Annotated in this window: 17 protein-coding genes and 1 pseudogene; 10 read left to right on the top strand and 8 right to left on the bottom strand. The window is 35.4% G+C overall.

The features are described from left to right. Positions 1 to 24 precede the first annotated feature (24 nt). Positions 25 to 1269, top strand: a complete 1245-nt coding sequence (locus ACO05K_RS07520; protein ID WP_421943833.1) for a homoserine dehydrogenase — start codon at positions 25 to 27, stop codon at positions 1267 to 1269. Between the two features lie 78 nt (positions 1270 to 1347). Here ACO05K_RS07520 and ACO05K_RS07525 read toward each other — a convergent pair whose 3' ends face one another. Beyond that, positions 1348 to 1797, bottom strand: coding sequence for a hypothetical protein (locus ACO05K_RS07525; RefSeq protein WP_421943834.1), 450 nt, complete (start codon positions 1795 to 1797; stop codon positions 1348 to 1350). Positions 1798 to 1811: 14 nt separating this feature from the next. Next, entirely contained in the window at positions 1812 to 2582 is a 771-nt protein-coding gene (locus ACO05K_RS07530; protein WP_421943835.1) for a queuosine precursor transporter, read from the bottom strand. 147 nt (positions 2583 to 2729) lie between these two features. On the opposite strand from ACO05K_RS07530, the gene ACO05K_RS07535 reads away from it, so the two are divergent. Further along, a complete protein-coding gene (locus tag ACO05K_RS07535; protein ID WP_421943836.1) occupies positions 2730 to 3956 on the top strand; it encodes a multidrug effflux MFS transporter in 1227 nt (408 codons plus the stop codon). Between the two features lie 390 nt (positions 3957 to 4346). Here the strand turns inward: ACO05K_RS07535 and ACO05K_RS07540 are convergent, their stop codons facing one another. Both ACO05K_RS07540 and rpe read right to left on the bottom strand, forming a co-directional pair. Then, positions 4347 to 6737 (bottom strand): TonB-dependent receptor, encoded by a 2391-nt coding sequence (locus ACO05K_RS07540; protein ID WP_421943837.1) that lies wholly within the window; start codon positions 6735 to 6737, stop codon positions 4347 to 4349. A gap of 126 nt (positions 6738 to 6863) precedes the next feature. Beyond that, a complete protein-coding gene (gene rpe / locus ACO05K_RS07545; RefSeq protein WP_421943838.1) occupies positions 6864 to 7535 on the bottom strand; it encodes a ribulose-phosphate 3-epimerase in 672 nt (223 codons plus the stop codon). 305 nt (positions 7536 to 7840) lie between these two features. On the opposite strand from rpe, the pseudogene ACO05K_RS07550 reads away from it, so the two are divergent. Beyond that, positions 7841 to 9294, top strand: a pseudogene (locus tag ACO05K_RS07550) (IS1182 family transposase). A gap of 252 nt (positions 9295 to 9546) precedes the next feature. On the opposite strand, the gene pnp reads toward ACO05K_RS07550, so the two are convergent. The 3 genes from pnp to ACO05K_RS07565 all read right to left on the bottom strand — a co-directional run bounded on the left by pnp (position 9547) and on the right by ACO05K_RS07565 (position 12646). After that, on the bottom strand, positions 9547 to 11682 hold the full coding sequence (pnp, locus tag ACO05K_RS07555) for a polyribonucleotide nucleotidyltransferase (protein ID WP_421943839.1): 2136 nt from the start codon (positions 11680 to 11682) through the stop codon (positions 9547 to 9549). Between the two features lie 177 nt (positions 11683 to 11859). Beyond that, positions 11860 to 12144, bottom strand: a complete 285-nt coding sequence (rpsO, locus tag ACO05K_RS07560; RefSeq protein ID WP_025146265.1) for a 30S ribosomal protein S15 — start codon at positions 12142 to 12144, stop codon at positions 11860 to 11862. A gap of 307 nt (positions 12145 to 12451) precedes the next feature. Continuing rightward, positions 12452 to 12646 (bottom strand): hypothetical protein, encoded by a 195-nt coding sequence (locus ACO05K_RS07565; protein WP_421943840.1) that lies wholly within the window; start codon positions 12644 to 12646, stop codon positions 12452 to 12454. A gap of 81 nt (positions 12647 to 12727) precedes the next feature. Here ACO05K_RS07565 and ACO05K_RS07570 point away from each other — a divergent pair, with 81 nt between their 5' ends. The 6 genes from ACO05K_RS07570 to ACO05K_RS07595 all read left to right on the top strand — a co-directional run bounded on the left by ACO05K_RS07570 (position 12728) and on the right by ACO05K_RS07595 (position 18891). Beyond that, positions 12728 to 13147 (top strand): acyl-CoA thioesterase, encoded by a 420-nt coding sequence (locus ACO05K_RS07570; RefSeq protein ID WP_421943841.1) that lies wholly within the window; start codon positions 12728 to 12730, stop codon positions 13145 to 13147. A 303-nt stretch (positions 13148 to 13450) separates the two neighbouring features. Beyond that, positions 13451 to 14875: an MATE family efflux transporter gene (locus ACO05K_RS07575; RefSeq protein WP_421943842.1), complete on the top strand. Its 1425-nt coding sequence runs from the start codon at positions 13451 to 13453 to the stop codon at positions 14873 to 14875. A 432-nt stretch (positions 14876 to 15307) separates the two neighbouring features. Continuing rightward, complete coding sequence (gene lepA, locus ACO05K_RS07580; RefSeq protein WP_421943843.1) at positions 15308 to 17095, top strand: translation elongation factor 4; 1788 nt, start codon at positions 15308 to 15310, stop codon at positions 17093 to 17095. Between the two features lie 83 nt (positions 17096 to 17178). After that, positions 17179 to 18060, top strand: coding sequence for a bifunctional 5,10-methylenetetrahydrofolate dehydrogenase/5,10-methenyltetrahydrofolate cyclohydrolase (locus tag ACO05K_RS07585; protein WP_421943844.1), 882 nt, complete (start codon positions 17179 to 17181; stop codon positions 18058 to 18060). 150 nt (positions 18061 to 18210) lie between these two features. After that, on the top strand, positions 18211 to 18471 hold the full coding sequence (locus tag ACO05K_RS07590) for a DUF6364 family protein (RefSeq protein WP_421943845.1): 261 nt from the start codon (positions 18211 to 18213) through the stop codon (positions 18469 to 18471). Positions 18472 to 18474: 3 nt separating this feature from the next. Next, a complete protein-coding gene (locus ACO05K_RS07595; protein ID WP_421943846.1) occupies positions 18475 to 18891 on the top strand; it encodes a PIN domain-containing protein in 417 nt (138 codons plus the stop codon). An 82-nt stretch (positions 18892 to 18973) separates the two neighbouring features. Here ACO05K_RS07595 and ACO05K_RS07600 read toward each other — a convergent pair whose 3' ends face one another. Continuing rightward, entirely contained in the window at positions 18974 to 19309 is a 336-nt protein-coding gene (locus tag ACO05K_RS07600; RefSeq protein ID WP_421943847.1) for a Rieske (2Fe-2S) protein, read from the bottom strand. Between the two features lie 106 nt (positions 19310 to 19415). Here ACO05K_RS07600 and ACO05K_RS07605 point away from each other — a divergent pair, with 106 nt between their 5' ends. Then, complete coding sequence (locus ACO05K_RS07605; RefSeq protein WP_421943848.1) at positions 19416 to 20039, top strand: 7-carboxy-7-deazaguanine synthase QueE; 624 nt, start codon at positions 19416 to 19418, stop codon at positions 20037 to 20039. Positions 20040 to 20071: the final 32 nt, after the last annotated feature.

Raw genomic sequence — 20071 nt, forward strand, 5'->3', positions numbered from 1 at the left:
GCTACTTGATACTTTTAAAACACCATGAGTAAAAATTTAAAAATAGGTTTATTTGGTTTCGGAGTTGTTGGACAAGGTTTATTGGATATTATCCAGAGCCAAAACCTTAATCTCGAGATTATAAAGATTGCAATAAAAGACCCAAGAAAGAAACGTACGCTTAACAAAGATTTATTTACAACGGATAAAAATGAAATCCTGAATAATTCGGAAATTAATACGATTGTAGAGTTAATTAACGATGCTGATGCTGCTTACGAAATTGTAACAACTGCACTTAAAAATGGCAAAAACGTAGTTTCAGCCAATAAAAAAATGATTGCTACGCATTTGAAAGAGCTGGTAGATTTACAGCAAAAGCATGGCACATCGTTACTTTATGAAGGTGCAGTTTGTGGAAGTATTCCAATCATCAGAAACCTTGAAGAATACTACGACAACGAACTTTTCCATGCTTTAAGTGGAATTTTCAATGGTTCTTCTAATTACATTTTATCGAAAATATTTAACGAAAACCAGAGTTACGATTCAGCTTTGAAAGAAGCACAGGATTTAGGTTTTGCAGAAACTGATCCGATTTTAGATGTTGGTGGTTACGATCCAAAATATAAATTAGCAATCGCAACAGCTCATGCTTATGGTTTATTTGTTAATCCGGATGCTATTTTAAACATTGGTATTCAAAATCTTTCTCAGCACGATATCAAATATGCTCGTGAGAAGAATTTCAAAATCAAATTAGTACCTACAGCAAGGAAAGTAAACAAAAAAGACATTGTTACATATGTTCTGCCTAAACTCGTTGCTAAAGATGATTTTCTCTACAATGTAGAAAACGAGTACAACGCAGTAACTGTTCAAGCTGCTTTCGCTGATAAACAATTTTTCTTTGGTAAGGGTGCCGGCGGCCATCCAACAGGTGCGGCTGTGCTTTCTGATATTGCAGCTCTACGCTATGACTATCGTTATGAGTATAAAAAATATCATTCAGAAAATGGTGTAAAACACACAGAAGATATTTTGCTCGAAATTTATTTACGTTATGCTGATGAAGATTTAATTAGTCTATTGGAGTTTGATAATATTAGCGAACGTTATGCAGCCAATGAATATAAATATGTTATTGGAACTGTAAAATTGGATAGTTTAATTAAAAACCGTGATTTATTGCTTGATAAAAATGTATTTATCGCTTACACCGGTAGGCAAATTTATAAGCAAGAGCAGGTAGCAGAAAATGTATTTTCAGAAGAACTAGCTGCTTTATAAGATATTTTTTAAGGTTAATTTTTTTATTTGTTTTGTTGTTAAGCGCAAAGGTCGGAGCGAGTCCGACCTTTTGCATTATTACTTTTTTTTAATGTACTTTTCGATAATTACCCTATCAATTCCTTCTTTTTCTACTTTCTCTACACCAGATTGAACAAGCGTATCATTTATCAAGCTCACTTTAAAATCAAACTTTTTGCCTTCCCAATTTTTGTTGCTGTAATATTCAAGGTGTTCTTCATACTTGTCAATAGTTAGCTCATAACTTCCGCCGCCAGCATCAAAACCAAGTGTATCTTGCTTATTCAAGCTATGTTTTAGAAATGCAAAATGGGTATCGTTGATAATTTTAATCATTTCAAAATTCATCTCATAAGGAGTTGTTTTGCCTGATTTTTTATCAGTAATAGTTCCAGAAACCAATTTCCACGTTCCCTGAATATTTAATTTCTGATTATCTGAATCAGATTTGCCTTTACAAGCAAATAAAAAAGTAATTGCAGTTATAAATAAAAAGTTCTTTCTCATAAATTGATTATCAATTATCCTCTCCCAGCCATATCAATTAGCTTTTTTGCTAAATCTTTTCCTAAATAGCCGTCAATTATTGCATGCACTACGTACAATATTGGGGTCATTAAAATTGCTACAATAAACTTATATGTATAATTAACCAAACCTATCGCCGCAACCATTTCCCAACTATAATGATATTGTGGATTTAAATAGAATGCGATGAATATAACTACAAAGCTATCAATCAATTGCGAAACAAGAGTTGAACCTGTAGCGCGTAACCAAAGTGCTTTATCTCCGGTAATCTTTTTTATCCGATGAAAAATTAAAACATCAGCAAGCTGTCCAACAATAAACGCAACTATCGAACCCACAATAATCCACATCCCCTGCCCGAATATGCCTGCAAAAGCATTATTCATATTCAAATCTTCTCCGTTAATGTTTTGGTGAACCCAAAAATCGGCAGCACTTAAATGCATAGAACCCCAAACCACTAGAAATGCAAAGGCAATTAAAATTGAAGTTAGAATCGATAAAAAACGAACTTGTTTTACACCAAAATATTCATTTATAATATCAGTCATGATGAAAATTATCGGCCAGGTTAGTACACCAGCAGACATCACAAAAGAAAGATTTTTAACACCAAGCAAGTTGATGTCAAACTTTTTAAAACCCAATGTTTCTTCAACACTAAATAATTTTACACCAATAAATTCTGATAAGATTGCATTTGCCACAAAAAAACTTCCAAGGATGAGAAGTAAACGGCTTTCTTTAGTTTTAAAAGTCATAGCGTATAAATCTAATTATAAATCGAATCAGAATTGTATTCTTATATGTTAAAATTTAAAAACAAATACTTTTTACAATCATTCGACTATTAAAATAGGTTAAGAAATATAATCTCACAATCTTTGCGCCCTTAAATACTAACAAACATGGCGAAGAAAAAGCATTTCTATCTGATACTGATTTTAGGTTCTTTAGCAGCACTTGGCCCATTTTCTATCGATATGTATTTGCCTGGTTTTGTCGATATAGCCCAAGACTTAAAAAGCACAGAATCAACAGTAGCTTTATCATTATCAAGTTTCTTCATTGGTATTTCTGCTGGTCAGCTTTTGTATGGACCATTACTCGATAAATTCGGACGTAAAAAACCACTTTATTTTGGTTTAGTATTATACATTGTAGCCTCATTTTTATGTTTAGCCGTTACAGATGTTAACCAACTTATAATTCTACGCTTTGTACAAGCCATTGGAAGTTGCGCAACGGCTGTAGCATCAGTTGCAATGGTTCGCGATTTGTTTACGGTAGAAGAAAGTCCGAAGGTTTTTGCTTCACTAATGTTGGTTATTGCAGTTTCGCCAATGCTTGCTCCAACAGCCGGAGGTTATTTAATCGCCGCTTTAGGTTGGAAATATGTTTTTGTGTTTTTAGGCTTAATGGCTATAATAATTCTTTTAGCTACAATTTTTAAACTACCAGAAAGTTATAAGCCCGATCCAAACTATTCGTTAAAACCAAAACCAATAATCAACAGCTTTTTAACCGTTTTAAAAGAGCCACAATTTACCACCTACGCATTAATTAGTTCAATTACATTTTCAGGCTTATTCGCTTACGTATCGGCATCTCCAACTGTTTTTATGAAAATTTACGAAGTAAGTAAAACTGGTTACGGATGGATTTTTGCATTGTTATCTGTTGCTTTTATCGGTTCAAGCCAATTAAACAGTCTAATTTTAAAATGGTTCAGCAGTAAAAAAATTGTGAATTATGCATTAATAGCTCAATGCGCATTTAGTTTAATTTTTCTGGCTTTTGCAATAAACGATTGGTTAAATCTGTACTCGACTATTGGTTTTATTGCTTTATTCCTATCCTGCTTAGGGTTTATCAACCCAAATGCAGCAGCTTTATCTTTAGCACCATTCACAAAAAACGCCGGAAGTGCTTCAGCATTAATGGGCGCTTTGCAAATGGGTTTAGGCGCTTTAGCATCTGTAATGGTAAGTTTATTCAGCGAACACTCTGTAGTTCCAATGCCGTTAGTTATGACCGCTGCTGCTTTTGTAGCCTTGTTTTGCCTTTTTATTGGCAAAAGATTTATTAAAACTGAAATCGAAGCTTCGGCAGACAACGCAGTTATTGGGCATTAGTCTTTACCAAAGAAAAGAATTACTTCTATGTTGATGTGGCTTTTCAGAAAATTCAATATTGATATGGTTAGTATCTAGATAATTTAGAAAACATTAGTACAATCTTTTGGCAGACTGCAGTCCCGCCATACGCTACAATCTTTTTGTAAAAACTGTCATTCTGAGGCACGAAGAATCTTTTTCATCGGTTGCAGATGCTTCGTTCCTCAGCATGGCAGGCTATTTAGGTTAGCTGTAAACAAAAAGTATTTTCGCTTCTGTCGGGTTTAGATAAATCAGGTCTGGTAATTCTTCGGATAGTTTCCATGCAAACTGCATAATTTAACCAAAGTCAAATCTTTATCAGTAAAGAAATAAAAATCCTAAAATCATATAATCTTAAAATCCTGTTCAATTTTTCAACTTCACTATCAACTTCAAATTAAATTGCCTTCCAGTTAAGTAATTAGGAATTGCATACTGCACATTATCTACATCCTTAAGCCATAAATAAGAAACGGTATTGTTAATGTTCAACATATTAAATACCTCGAAGAAAAGAATAACTGAATTGAAATTTTTATCTAAAAATTTAGGTTTGTGCAAAGCTGCATCATCAAGAAAATCTTTCGAAAAACCAATATCAACACGTTTGTATGATGGAATGTAGAACTTATCCAAATATCTCGGCGTTTGCGATGGACCAATTGGTAAACGGGAACCGTATAGTGCGTTTAAGTGTACTTTATAGGTTGGGCTGTTTAACAACCTATCTTGAAAAAAAATTGAAAAATTAAGTCTTTGGTCTGTTGGTCTTTTCAAATAACCAGGAAATATTGTTTCGCCATTTTGCACATAACTATCTCCAACTATATCTTCATTTGCATGCATTACCGACATGCGAAAATAGGAAACCAAATCCTTTACAAATTCTCCTCCAATACTAAAATCAGCTCCATAAGCATAACCTTTTGAAACCTCATTTGCTAAATATCTAATTCTCAGGTTATCAATTTTATACGGAATTAGCCTATCTGAATATTTAAAATAAGCTTCGGAGGTAAATTTTAAACGAGTACCAAAAGCATCAAAAGCGTAATCATAACCAATTGAAGTATTGTAAGAACTTTGTGCTTTCTGGTTGATGTTCAGTTTTCCTGTAAAATCACGAATGGTTCTATATGAAGGAGGTTGTTTATAAACTCCAGCAGTAAACCTTAAAATCTTGTTATTAGAATTAGGTCTATATGCAATTAACATCCTTGGACTAATTAATAATTGCTTGCTTAACGAACTATAAGTTGCACGAGCGCCCAACTGAAGTTCTGCATAACTTGAAAGTGAATAACTATCCTGAATATAAGCGCTATAATTTTTAATATCGATGTTGTTTTCTACATTAATTACATTTTGCAGCACAATACTTTTTGCATTATTCGGCAAGATATAGCCCGCTGAATCTGTGTAGTTGTATTCGTTTAATCGGTCGTTATATTTAGATTTATCGAACTTCAATCCCCATGAAAAAATATGATTATTAAAATTTTGGTCGACTTTAATTTCTGAAGCGAAAATCTGTGTATTTAAACTATTACGCCCATAATTGTAGTAACTACCAATGCCTTTATTTTTACTAACAGGTCCGAAAACTCCAATTGGAAAGCTACTGTCAACCTCATCAAAAATGTAACTTCCATCAATATCAAATCGCTCTCGTTCTATGGTATTGAAATAGCTATTTATAAATTTTATAACTTGATTAGGCTTTGGAGCATAAGTTGCGGTTATAGCCGTTCCTAAAGTTTGGTAATCATCAATCTCCCGACCAGTATAATCAACATTTAAGCGCAATGTTGTATTTAAAGTTCCAAATTGAGTTTCTCTATTGGTTGGCTCTAACTTAAACTGACCTAAATTCAAATTTCCTAAAACACTGATGTTGAATTTCGGAGAAAAATCATATTGATACATGATTTGAGCATCGGCAAAATTTGGATTATAACTCCCCTTTTCATCTTGTTTAATCAGTACACTCGAATTGTTTTTATACCTCAAACCTGCCAGAAAAAAACTGCGTTTGTAAATCCGCTTTGCTGTTAAAGATGTATTTAATAAACTCGTGCTAAAAATGGTTTGATTACTGTCGGGTTTATCGTAGTGTATATCTAAAACTGAAGAGAGTTTGTCGCCATATTTTGCCTCAAAACCACCTGCAGAAAATTTTGCTTTACTAACTAATTCGGAATTTATAAAACTTAATCCCTCCTGTTGGCCATTTCTAATTAAAACTGGTCGGTTTATTTCAATATCATTAATGTAAATTAAATTTTCATCAAAATTACCCCCACGGACGCTGTATTGCGCACTTAATTCATTATTTGTAGAAACGCCAGGCAAGGTTTTGAGCATGGTTTCAAAATTGCCAGAAACCAAAGGCATTGATGCCACATCGGCAATATTTATGGTGGTGGTATTACTGAGTTGATTTTGCTTATCTGTAATATTAACCTGTTCAAGCTCGTTAATGTTGGCAATTAAATTTACCTGCTGCATAATTCTGGCTCCAGAACGCTCATTAAATTTTAGAATTTGAGGTTGATAGCCCAGCAGAGAATATTTAATGCTGAAAGTTTTTGATTTGGAATAAATCGTGTACACCCCAAATTCATCAGTAACGGTAGATTGCGCCTGCCCTAATACAATTACAGTTACCTGAGCTAACGGTAGCTTCTCTTCACTATAAACAATTCCAGAAACCCTAACTAATGGTTGCGCTACAGCAAAACTGCAAACAGCAATCAAAAAGAAAACGATTAACCGAAATTTGAGCATTGGCTAGTGTCAAGATAAAAGTATCAGGTATTAAGATTGAGGCGAAAATGATTAAATCAACTCACCACCAATAAAACAATTTAACAATAAAAACAATTAAATGCTTACACTATTATTTGTCAGTTGTTTCATCTTTGCAATTGTTTCAGTTGGGTTTTCAGTTGCAAATACTGCACTTCCAGCTACAAAAGCATTGGCACCTGCTGAAACTAATTTAGCAATATTCTGCAAACCAACGCCACCATCAACTTCAATAATCAAATCTTCATTAACGCCTTGAATCAAGCGTTTTAAATCGGCAATTTTCTTATATGTATTGTGAATAAATTCTTGTCCGCCAAAACCAGGATTTACCGACATGATTAACACCAAATCCAAATCGCCAATAATATCTTCTAATACGCTCACTGGTGTATGCGGATTTAAAGCAACACCAGCTTTACAACCCGCGGCTTTAATTGCCTGAATCGTAAGATGTAAGTGTGTACAAGCTTCATAGTGAACCGTAATTCTGTCTGCTCCTACTTTCGCAAACCACTCTACAAATCGTTGAGGCTTAACAATCATTAAATGTACATCCAAGGGTTTCTGAGCATGTTTCTTTACGGCTTCAATTACTGGGAAACCAAAAGAGATATTTGGAACAAAAGCGCCATCCATTACATCAACATGAAACCAATCGGCTTCGCTATTATTAATCATTTCGATATCGCGTTGTAAATTAGCAAAATCTGCAGCAAGTATAGATGGGGCAATAATGGTTTTCATTTAATTTATTTTTGTCGTCATTCTGAGGCACGAATCAATCTTAATGCATTATGCTATAATGAGATTGCTTCGTGCCTCGCAATGACGAATTGGTTAAATAATTTACAGATAAGGCAAGTTACAAAACAAGTCTGAAAGTTTTTAATCAGAAAGAATGAAGTTCATTATAAATTCAAACAAAAAACCTCTCCCTATTAAAGAGGGCACTGAAAAAGTCCCCTAATTGAAAAGGACAAAAGGAGTAGAAAACTAGTTTTTCTGCTCCTTTTTTTGTATTTTAAAGGTATATTATTACTGCTTTTAAGATGCTTCTTCAACAACAAAAAATCCAGTTTAGCGAGTTTTCCAGGCTTTATGACCTGATTGTTCCCAAAGAGAACTTACTGCGCAAGATTAATGAGCTTATAGATTTTGGTTTTATATATGATGAGCTTCTGGATAAATACTGCCCGGACAACGGGCGTAATGCTGAGAGTCCGGTACGCATGTTTAAATACTTATTGCTGAAAACAATTTATACGGTTTCAGATGTTGATGTGGTAGAACGTTCCCGCTATGATATGTCCTTCAAATATTTCCTGGAGATGTCCCCGGAGGAGGATGTGATCAATTCAAGCTCATTGACCAAGTTCCGAAAGCTCCGCCTCAAGGACATGGATCTTTTAAACCTTCTAATTGGTAAAACTGTTTCCCTTGCATTGGAAAAAGGCATTATTAAATCCAGGTCCATCATTGTCGATGCGACACATTCACTTTCCAGATCCAATCCATATTCACCTATTGAAGTACTCAGGCAACGCTCAAAACTGCTTCGAAAAGCAGTGTACCTAATGGATGATGACTTCAAGGGTCAGATGCCTGAGAAAAATGATTCAAATGATATTCTTAAAGAAATAGAATACTGCAAGGAATTACAAAAAGTTATCGAGTCTGATGAAGCATTAAGTGAAATTCCTGCAGTGAAAGAGAAGCTAAACCTCTTAAAAGAAACAGTAGAAGATACCCAGGATAACTACACCTTATCCAAAGATATGGATGCCAGAGTCGGACACAAAACCGCTGATAGTAGCTTTTTTGGTTACAAAACTCATTTGGCAATGACAGAGGAGCGTATCATAACAGCAGCTGTTGTTACCTCCGGAGAGAAAGGAGATGGTCCTGAGCTACCAAAATTATTGGGTCAGACACAGTCAAACGGAATGGAGGTGGATATACTATTATAGGTGATGCAGCCTATGCTGGCAAGAACAACCTTAAGCTTAAGGGTTTGAACGGAAATAAGGTTAAGATAGTTGCCAGGATGAACCCTGCTATTACTCATGGTACCAGAAAAGAGGAAGAAAAGTTTGATTACAATAAAGATGCAGATATGTTCGTATGCCCCGCAGGGCACCTGGCTATGTATAAACGGGTGCAGGGCAAAAAGGTAGACAGGAAAAACCAGATGATGACCTATTATTTCGATATCGAAAAATGCAAAGTATGCCCGCTAAGAGATGGCTGCTATAAATCGGAAGCCAAAAGCAGGACTTACTCGGTCGCCATAAAACCAGATGAGCACAAAGAGCAGGAAATATTCCAACAAAGCGAGTACTTCAGGGAAAAGTCAAAACACAGATATAAAATTGAGGCGAAAAATAGTGAATTGAAAAATATTCATGGATATGACAGAGCAAATTCCTATGGCCTTGAAAGCATGAAAATGCAAGGTGCACTTGCGATATTCGTAGTTAATCTTAAAAGAATCCTCATATTCTAAAGCGGGATCATCATTGCCACAAAATATCCTAAAAACAACCATAAAATACCAGAATTCGGCGAGAAATCTCAATAGATTGGGGCGCGTAAAAATATAAAAATACTCAAAAAACAAAAAGCGGATGGAGATCTTATAACCTACCCATCCGCTAATCTTTTTATAGACCATTTTTAAGTCTACTTTTTCAGTGCCCTCGTAAAACTGAAAGGGTTTTTATTTCCTTCGACAAGTTCAGGATGACAATCGAACTACCTATGCTTGTGGCGCAGCTGGTTTTTCAGGTCTTGGTAATAAAACCTTACGAGAAAGTTTCATTTTACCTTGCTTATCGATGTCTAATAATTTAACCTCGATTTTATCGCCTTCTTTCAATACACCGTCCATAGTTTCTAAACGTTCCCATGAAATTTCAGAGATGTGTAGTAAACCATCTTTACCCGGCATAACTTCAACGAATGCACCAAATGGCATAATCGATTTTACTTTACCCTGGTAAACTTCGCCAATTTCTGGCTTAGCAACGATGTTACGAATACGCGTAACTGCTGCATCAATAGCAGCTTTATTATCAGCGAAAATTTCTACTATACCTTTACCATCAACTTCTTCGATAGAGATTGAAGCGCCAGTTTCGCGTTGCATTTCTTGAATAATTTTACCTCCAGGGCCGATAATTGCACCAATGAATTCTTTCTCAATAGTGATAGAAACAATACGGGGAGCATGTGGCTTCATGTCTTCATTAGGCTGAGCAATCGTTTTCTTCATCTCATTTAAGATGTGTAAACGACCATCCTTAGCTTGTAATAAAGCTTTAGTTAATACTTCGTATGATAAACCATTGATTTTTAAGTCCATCTGACAAGCAACGATACCATTTTCAGTACCTGTTACTTTAAAGTCCATATCACCTAAGTGGTCTTCATCTCCTAAAATATCAGAAAGAATTGCGTATTTACCAGTTTTCTCATCAGTAATTAAACCCATTGCAATACCAGAAACTGGAGATTTAATTTTGATACCAGCATCCATCAAAGCCAATGTACCAGCACAAACTGTAGCCATTGATGATGAACCGTTTGATTCTAAAATATCAGATACGATACGGATTGTATATGGATTAGCTTCACCTTGAGGTAAAACTTTTTTCAACGAACGTTGCGCTAAAGCACCGTGACCAATTTCGCGGCGACCAGCACCTCTGTTTGGTCTAACCTCTCCAGTTGAGAAACCAGGGAAATTATAGTGCAATAAGAATTTTTGGTAACCATTAAAGAACGCACCATCAATCATTTGCTCATCATCTTTGCTACCTAAAGTAACCGATGTTAAAGATTGCGTTTCGCCACGTGTAAATACAGCCGAACCGTGAGCAGCAGGTAAATAACCAACTTCACTCCAGATTGGGCGAATTTCTGTAGTTTTACGACCATCTAAACGAATACCTTCATCTAACAACAAATTTCTAATCGCATCGTACTGAACATCATGGTAATAATGTTTAGCCATTGCTTTAGTTAAATCTGCAGTATCTTCTGGCATTGCCTCGAAAAACTCATTAATAATTGCAGTAAAACCAACTTTACGCTCATCTTTATTCGAACCAGATTTCGCAACAGCGTAAACTTTATCGTAAGTATCAGCATAAACTTTCGCTTTTAAATCAGCATCATGGTCTTCGTGGCTATATTCGCGTTTTACAGTTTTGCCAGTAGCTTCCGTTAATTCTACCTGAATCGCACATTGAACTTTAATTGCATCGTGTGCAAATTTTAAAGCCTCAACCATTTCATCTTCCTGAATTTCATCACACTCACCCTCAACCATACCGATATCGTTAGCCGAACCAGCAACCATAAATTCTAAAGTTGCACGCTCTAAATCGCTAGCGTATGGATTGATTACCAATTTGCCATCAATTTTAGCAACACGTACTTCAGAAATTGGACCGTTGAAAGGAATATCAGAAACTGATAATGCAGCCGATGCAGCTAAACCAGCTAAACAATCAGGCATGATATTTTTATCAGCAGAAATTAGTGAAATCATCACTTGAGTATCTGAGTGATAATCAGATGGGAACATCGGGCGCAAAGCTCTGTCAACCAAGCGAGAAATTAAAACCTCGTAATCAGATAATCTTGCCTCGCGACGTAAAAATCCACCTGGAATACGGCCAGTAGCCGCATATTTCTCTTGATAATCAACCGATAATGGTAAGAAATCAGTTCCTGGTTTAGCACCAACAGTAGATACAACCGTTGCTAACAACATCGTATCGCCCATTTTAACTACAACCGAACCATCAGCTTGTTTCGCTAATTTACCAGTTTCAATTTCTACAATTCTGCCATCGCCCAAATCGAACGATTTTTTTATTACATTCATTTAATTAGAATTATGGTGTGTTTTCCTCTTTCTACACACCGTTGTTTATATATGTTTTTGTTTTTGCAAACGAAGATAAGATTAAAAAAGCCTATCCATAACAAATCCCGTTAAAAATTAACAGGAAAAGTAAAAAGCCATTCTATTAAAGAATGGCTCTTGTTGATAAAATTACGCTTATTTTTGTTTAATGATATCACGAAGCGATAAAGCTTTGATGATAGCACGGTAGCGCTCAATATCTTTTTTGTATAAGTAAGCCAAAATACCGCGGCGTTTACCTACCAATTTTTGAAGTGATAACTGTGTAGAGAAATCTTTACGATTTTTCTTTAAGTGTTCTGTTAAGTGCGCAATACGGTATGTAAATAACGCTACTTGACCTTCTGCAGAACCAGTGTTGGTTTCTACTTCGCCGTGTTGTTTAAAGATTTCGGCTTTCTTTTCTGGACTTAAATACATTCTTGAATAATATTAAAGTGTAAAAATTAATTAATTAAGCCGCAAAGATAAAGCTATTTTCAATCATAAGCAAGTGTAATTTGCAGATAGAATTTTTAAGCTAATCGCTTGATTATTTGGAAATGAAGGTTCTGTTTTTCATCGGCTACACCTGCCCCGCCCTCACTACAATCTTTTTGCCTATCGTACTTCATTTGTCGTCTTTGCTAGGAGGAACGACGAAGCAATCTCATTCGGAAAGTGTTGCAAAAAGTATTTCCGCTAAGTCGGGTTTAGAACACTTAAGAATGTGTAAGAAACTTAGTTTTTAACCAGCGTTTCTTCTAATCACAATCCCTTTTCCTTGAGGAGTTTTAAAAGGTCTTCCTCCATTCATTAAAACAGCTAACCTATTAAGTTTAACTAATTCAAAAAATCTTTCCTGCCCAGAAAGAGATAAGAATTTGACTTCCCGATTTCTTTCGATTTCTTCCCTATCAATATCCGAATGATATATTTTCAACCGACTCATAATTTAAAATTACACAAAAACTTAAAATACATATAATATTAAATACCTTACTTTTGCACAAAACTTATACCCTTGGAAAAGAATCAATTTAGCATTTTCGAAAGCGAATTACGTGTGCGTCCTGATGATATAGACATGTTTAACCATGTTCACAATAGCAAATACTTAGATTATGTACTTGCAGCCCGTTACGAGCAAATGGAAAAATTCTACAATATGCCTTGGGAACATTTTACAAAACAAGGTTTAGGTTGGGTAGTGAGCCATGTAGATATCAATTTCAAACGCCCACTTTTAATGAATGATTTAATGTTAATTAGAACTGGCATTTTAACCATGCATGACAAAGGTTGTTCTGTTCAATTCGAAATCATTAATAAAAAAACTGGTAAAGTAGCATCAGATGGTATTTTTGATTACGTATTAATCGATTTAAACACCAGCCGAGGAACAAAAGTAACTGAAGAAATGATTATAGCATATAGTATTTAGTTAGGGGTTAGAAGGCTGAGGTTGTAAGATATGGCTTTAGAAATATTGCCCTGCCTCGGTTCGTGTCTCCACGAACCGAAACACAAAACTTATAAAATAGAACATTTAATTCCGCGTTTCCTTGGCAAAAAAATTAACAGCCATTAAAATTTTATTTACCTTTATCACATCAAAAAGAACAGAACCATGATAGTATCTGCAATCCGCTTGAGGTTTTAAGAAACCAAGGATTCCCTCCCGTTACAGATTTTGTACGCTTTTTTAGCGTATTTTGGTTTATTCATACTATTTATATCTTATTATATGTCACAGTCAACAAAGACACAGGGCAAACTATCTTCTTTTTTCGATTTATTAGTACAATCTATAAAAGGACACGAAGTTGATTTAACTTCAATCAGCATAAAACGAGCGATTATTTTATTAGCCATCCCGATGATGTTGGAAATGGCAATGGAATCAGTCTTCGCTTTGGTCGATTTATATTTCGTAGGCCACTTAGAAAACAGCAGTCACGCCATACAAACCGTAGGTTTAACAGAGTCGGTATTAACCATTATTTATTCATTAGCCATTGGATTAAGCATGGCTGCAACAGCAGTTGTAGCCCGAAGAATTGGTGAGAAAAACCCAGAAGCGGCATCAAAAGCTGGTATGCAAACCATTATAATTGCTGTGGCAGTAAATCTAATTATCAGCATTGCAGGTTTAATTTACGCCAGAGATATCCTTTTATTAATGGGTGCCTCAACAGAAACAGCAGACCACGGTACAACTTTCATTCAAATTATGATGGGTGGAAGTATCATTATCGTTTTACTGTTTTTGATTAATGGAATTTTCAGAGGTGCAGGTAATGCCGCAATTGCAATGCGAAGTTTATGGATTGCAAACATCGCTAATATTATCCTCTGCCCTATTTTCATAAATGGTTTCGGACCAATTCCTGCATTTGGTTTAACAGGTGCAGCAATAGCAACAACAATTGGTCGTGGTTTGGGCGTTACTTACCAGGTTTACAATTTATTTAATGGCAAAAACGCTTTAAAAATTCGCATCAGTCATTTTTTACCCGATTTTGAACAAATAAAAGCCATTGTAAAAATTGCAGCGCCAGCTATTTTTCAATTTGTAATTGCAAGTTGCAGTTGGGTATTTTTAGCTGAATTAGTAGCCACAACTGGCGGTGATGAGGGTTCTGCAGGTTACCAAACCGCTTTGAGGTTAATGATGTTCTTCCTACTGCCAGCTTGGGGGTTAAGCAATGCAGCGGCAACTTTAGTTGGACAAAATTTAGGTGCAGGCCACATTGACAGAGCAGAACAATCTGTTTTTCAAACGCTAAAATACATCATCATTTTTATGGCTGTGGTTAGCGTTGTATTTTTAACCTGCGGTCATTTGTTTGCATCTTTCTTCACCTCAGATATAAAAGTGATTGAAATTGCAAGTCGTGCTTTAAAAATTTTAAGCATAGGGTTTGTTATTTATGGCTCGGCAATGGTTTTTAGCAGTGCTTTCAATGGTGCTGGAGATACCTGGACACCAACAAAAATCAATATTTTTGCTTTTTGGTTATTTCAAATTCCACTGGCTTATTTTCTGGCAAAATATTTAGAAATGGGGCCAACTGGTGTTTTTATTGCAATACCAAGCGCAGAAGCTGGAATTGCGATTGCTGCATTTATCTTATTTAAAAAAGGTAAGTGGAAGAAAACGATGGTTTAGTTTGATTTGCCACGGAAACACGGATTTACACGGAATTGGGGTTCTAGTGATTAACCACAGATAAACAGGATAAACACAGAGGCATTCTAAATAGTAAAGGAATAAAGCTTTCCGTGGCTTCTGTGTTTCCGTGGCAAAACATTAGGCAATTAGAAAGAAAACATTCATAAGAACTTCTGTCTTGTTTTAAATAAACCTGATTGCAGTGGAAATACTTTTTGCTAATCAAAAGAAATAGATTGCCGCGTCTTTCCTCCTAGCAATGACGGAAATTTGAGGATAACACAATGACAAAAAGATTGAAACGAAAAGCAGGACTGCAGCAACCAAAAAATTACTGCTTTTGCTTTTCAAAACACAAAAAAACATGGTCGTTTTGCATTCTATTTTCCAAATAAAATTTTCCATTAAAAAGCATATCTTTGCGCAAAGATGAAGCATATACGTAATTTTTGCATTATTGCACATATTGACCATGGTAAGAGTACTTTGGCTGATAGGTTATTAGAATATACCGCGACAATTTCGCAGCGTGAGGCGCAGGCGCAATTGCTCGATAATATGGATTTGGAGCGTGAGAGAGGCATTACGATTAAAAGTCATGCCATACAAATGAACTACAAAGTTGGGGATATTGAATACAATTTTAACTTAATTGACACACCCGGACACGTTGATTTTTCTTATGAAGTTTCGCGTTCTATCGCGGCTTGCGAAGGTGCTTTGCTTATTGTAGATGCATCGCAAGGAATTCAGGCACAGACCATTTCTAACTTATATTTGGCTTTAGAGCACGATTTGGAAATTATACCCATTTTAAATAAAATGGATTTACCTGGGGCGATGCCTGAGGAAGTGAAAGACCAGATTATTGATTTAATTGGCTGTAAACGTGAAGATATTATTCCTGCATCGGGTAAAACCGGAATGGGTATTCCTGATATTATTCAGGCAATTGTAGACCGCGTTCCTGCTCCTGTTGGCGACCCTGAGGCGCCTCTACAAGCGCTAATTTTCGACTCAGTTTTTAACTCTTTTAGAGGAATTATTGCCTATTATAAAGTAGTTAACGGCGAAATTAAAAAAGGCGATAAAGTTAAATTTATCAATACTGGTAAAGAATATCTGGCTGATGAAGTAGGGATTCTGAAACTGGACATGGCACCGCGTAATGTGGTTAAAACCGGAGATGTGGGTTACATTATCTCGGGTATTAAAGAAGCCCGTGAAGTAAAAGTTGGCGATACGATTACAACCACTGCTAGACCATCTTTAGATGCAATTCAAGGATTTGAAGAGGTGAAACCGATGGTTTTCGCTGGTATTTATCCTGTTGATACAGATGAGTTCGAGGAACTTCGTGAGGCAATGCACAAGTTGCAACTTAACGATGCATCAATCGTTTTCGAACCTGAAAGTTCTGCTGCTTTAGGCTTTGGCTTCCGTTGCGGTTTCTTGGGTATGTTGCACATGGAGATTATCCAAGAGCGTTTGGAGCGTGAATTCGATATGACGGTAATTACAACCGTTCCCAACGTATCGTACATTGCGCATACTACTAAAGGAGATGAAATTTTTGTAAATAATCCATCTGATTTGCCAGACCCAAGTAAATTGGATTCGGTTGAAGAACCTTATATTAAAGCTAACATTATTACCAAAGCTGATTTTGTTGGCCCTGTAATGTCGCTTTGTATTCAGAAAAGAGGAACAATTGTAAATCAATCTTACCTAACATCTGATAGAGTTGAATTGGTTTTTGAAATGCCAATGGGCGAAATTGTATTTGATTTCTATGATAAATTGAAAACGATTTCTAAGGGTTATGCATCATTCGATTACCATCAGGTTGGTTACCGCAAATCGGATTTGGTTCGTTTAGATATGTTAATTAACGATGAACCTGTTGATGCTTTATCTTCATTAATCCACCGCAGTAATGCTTACGATTTCGGAAAGAAAATTTGCGAGAAATTGAGAGAGTTAATCCCTCGTCAGCAATTCGAGATTAAAATACAAGCATCAATTGGTGCTAAAGTTATTGCTCGTGAAACGCTTAGTGCTTTACGTAAAGATGTAACTGCTAAATGTTACGGTGGTGATATTTCTCGTAAACGTAAGTTGTTGGAGAAGCAGAAAAAAGGTAAAAAACGTATGCGCCAGGTTGGAAACGTAGAAATTCCGCAGTCGGCGTTTATGGCGGTTTTGAAATTAGATTAGATATAGAATCAAGATACAAGTATCAGGTAGCAAGACAAATTGTTCAACTCGATACTTGATACTTACTACTCGATACTTTAGAAATGAAATTATTAGACGGTAAATACGTATCAGAAAAAGTTAAAGTTCAAATTGCAGAAGAGGCTGCTGAATTTTTAACTAAAAGCGGTCGCAAGCCACATTTAGTAGCTATTTTGGTTGGTAACGATGGTGGTAGCGAAACTTATGTAGCCAGCAAAATGAAGAACTGTGAAAAGGTAGGTTTTAAATCTTCTCTTCATAGGTATGATAATACAGTTACGGAAGCAGAATTATTAGCAAAAATTGAAGAAATTAATCAAGATGCTGATGTTGATGGATTAATTGTTCAGTTGCCTTTACCAAAGCACATCGACCCTGAAAAAGTTACTGAAACGATTGACTACCGCAAAGATGTTGATGGTTTTCATCCAGTAAATTTGGGTAGAATGATGCGCAACTTGCCATGTTTTATCCCTGCAACACCATACGGCATTTTATTGATGTTACAAGAATACAATATTGATACCACTGGAAAACATTGTGTTGTAGTTGGTAGAAGTAATATTGTGGGCAGTCCGATGAGTATTTTAATGGCTCGTAACGCTAACCCAGGCAACTGTACGGTTACACTTACGCACTCTCGCACAAAAGATTTGAAAGAACAGGTTCTTCAGGCTGATATTGTTATTGCAGCAATCGGTAAAAAGAATTTTGTAACTGCTGATATGGTTAAACCTGGTGCAATTATTATTGATGTGGGTATTAATCGCGAAACATCTACAGAAACTAAATCTGGCTTTAAACTTTATGGTGATGTAGATTTTGATAATGTAGCTCCTATTTCATCATACATCACTCCTGTTCCAGGTGGCGTTGGTTTGATGACGATTGTAGGTTTATTGAAAAATACATTAGCATCGGCAAGAAAAGAAATTTATTCTTAAGTTGAAAGGTAAAAGCTTAAAAGACTAAAGCGAAAATTAATCTTCTAGATACCTAAAAAGCAATTCAAATAATTGAGTTGCTTTTTTTTTACGTATTAAATTTTTAAATTATACGTATTTTATTTACATTTGATTATAAATTAATACGTTATGGATACCAAACTAACATTAAGTTTTAATCAGGATGTAGTTACAAAAGCAAAAAAATATGCTTCTGATAACAACATTAGCTTATCAAGGTTGATTGAGCACTTATTAATGCAAGTTACTGCTAGTGACTACAAATCGCTAGAAGATTACCCAGTTTCTGATTGGGTGAGCATGGTAGCGGAGGGAGAAATAGAATATAAAAAAACCGTTAAGCCAAGTCGCAAGGCTTCAAAGGATGAATATTTTTCTTCTAAAAAATAAGAAATGAAAATATTTTTAGATGCTAATGTTTTGGTTTCTGTTTTAAATAAGGAATATCCATTATTTACTTATTCCTCGAGGATTTTAAGTTTAGCATCTCATCCAAAATTTGAGGTTTACACATCTCCCCTTTGTTTGGCTATTGCTTTTTACTTTGCAGAAAAGAAACACAAATCTCAGTTAGCAAAGCAAAAAATAGATTTGCTTTGTCAGCATGTTAAAATTGCGCCAAATTCGGCAAAGGGTGTTTTTGATACGCTATCTAACAAATCCATTCACGATTTTGAAGATGGTTTAGAATATTACGCAGCAGAATCTGCAGATTGCAAATGTATCATTACAGAAGACATTGAAGATTTTTATTTCGCAGATATTGAGGTATTAAATTGCCAGGAGTTTTTCAAAAGACATTTACAGTAGGAATAATGATAAAAGAACAAAGATGAAGGATAATCACCATTCTCGTCTTGTCTTTAATCTTTACTCCTTACTCTTTTATCTATCAACCCCAAAGCTTGCTCCACCAACTCTCTTCAAAACCAATATACAATCCATCTTCTCTTAGTTCTGTTGGATAAATATTAATATAATCTCCTTGCCCTTCTTCACCTCTACCAGTTTCTAAATTGTACGCATAGCGATGAATTGGACAAATTAAATGACCATTTTTGCACCATCCACCAGAAAAATGACCACCTGCGTGAGGGCAATAAGATTGCGTTGCAATAATTTTATCATCATTATTAATAATACAAAGCTGTTTCCCATCAACTTCGATAGTTTTAATTGAGCCTAGATTGGGAATTTGTGCTACGTTTAGTGCCTTGAACCACTTCATACAGCTAAAATAAGTATTTAAATATCAGCGTTATTTCATCTTTACATTAATTTTTAAAAGAGGAACTGCTACACCATATTTTTTTAGGATATTTGCATCCTCAAAAATGAAACAAGACATACCAGAAGACGGCACATTACTTCCTTTAATGGAAGAATTTTATACGATACAAGGCGAAGGATTTAACACTGGCAAGGCGGCATATTTTATCCGTTTAGGCGGTTGTGATGTAGGCTGCCATTGGTGCGATGTTAAAGAAAGCTGGGATGCGGAAATGCACCCATTAACTCATGCCGATATAATTGTAGAAAATGCTGATAAATTCCCTGGTAAAGCCGTTGTAATTACTGGTGGCGAACCTTTAATTTATAACCTCGATTATTTAACCAATAAGCTTAAAGAAAGAGGGATTCTTACCTTTATCGAAACCTCTGGTGCATATCCATTATCTGGAAATTGGGATTGGATTTGTTTATCACCTAAAAAATTTAAGGCTCCACGACCTGATATAACGCCTTTTGCACATGAATTAAAAGTTATCGTTTTTAATAAAAGCGATTTTAAATGGGCAGAAGAATATGCAGCAATGGTTTCGCCAACCTGCAAATTATATTTACAACCAGAGTGGTCAAAATCAAAAGAGATTACCCCTTTAATTATTGATTATGTAATGGCGAATCCGAAATGGGAAATTTCGTTACAAACCCACAAATTTTTAAATATTCCGTAAATAGTTTACATTAGCTTTGATAACCAAATGTT

The organism is Pedobacter sp. (assembly GCF_965227205.1).
Lineage (GTDB): Bacteria > Bacteroidota > Bacteroidia > Sphingobacteriales > Sphingobacteriaceae > Pedobacter.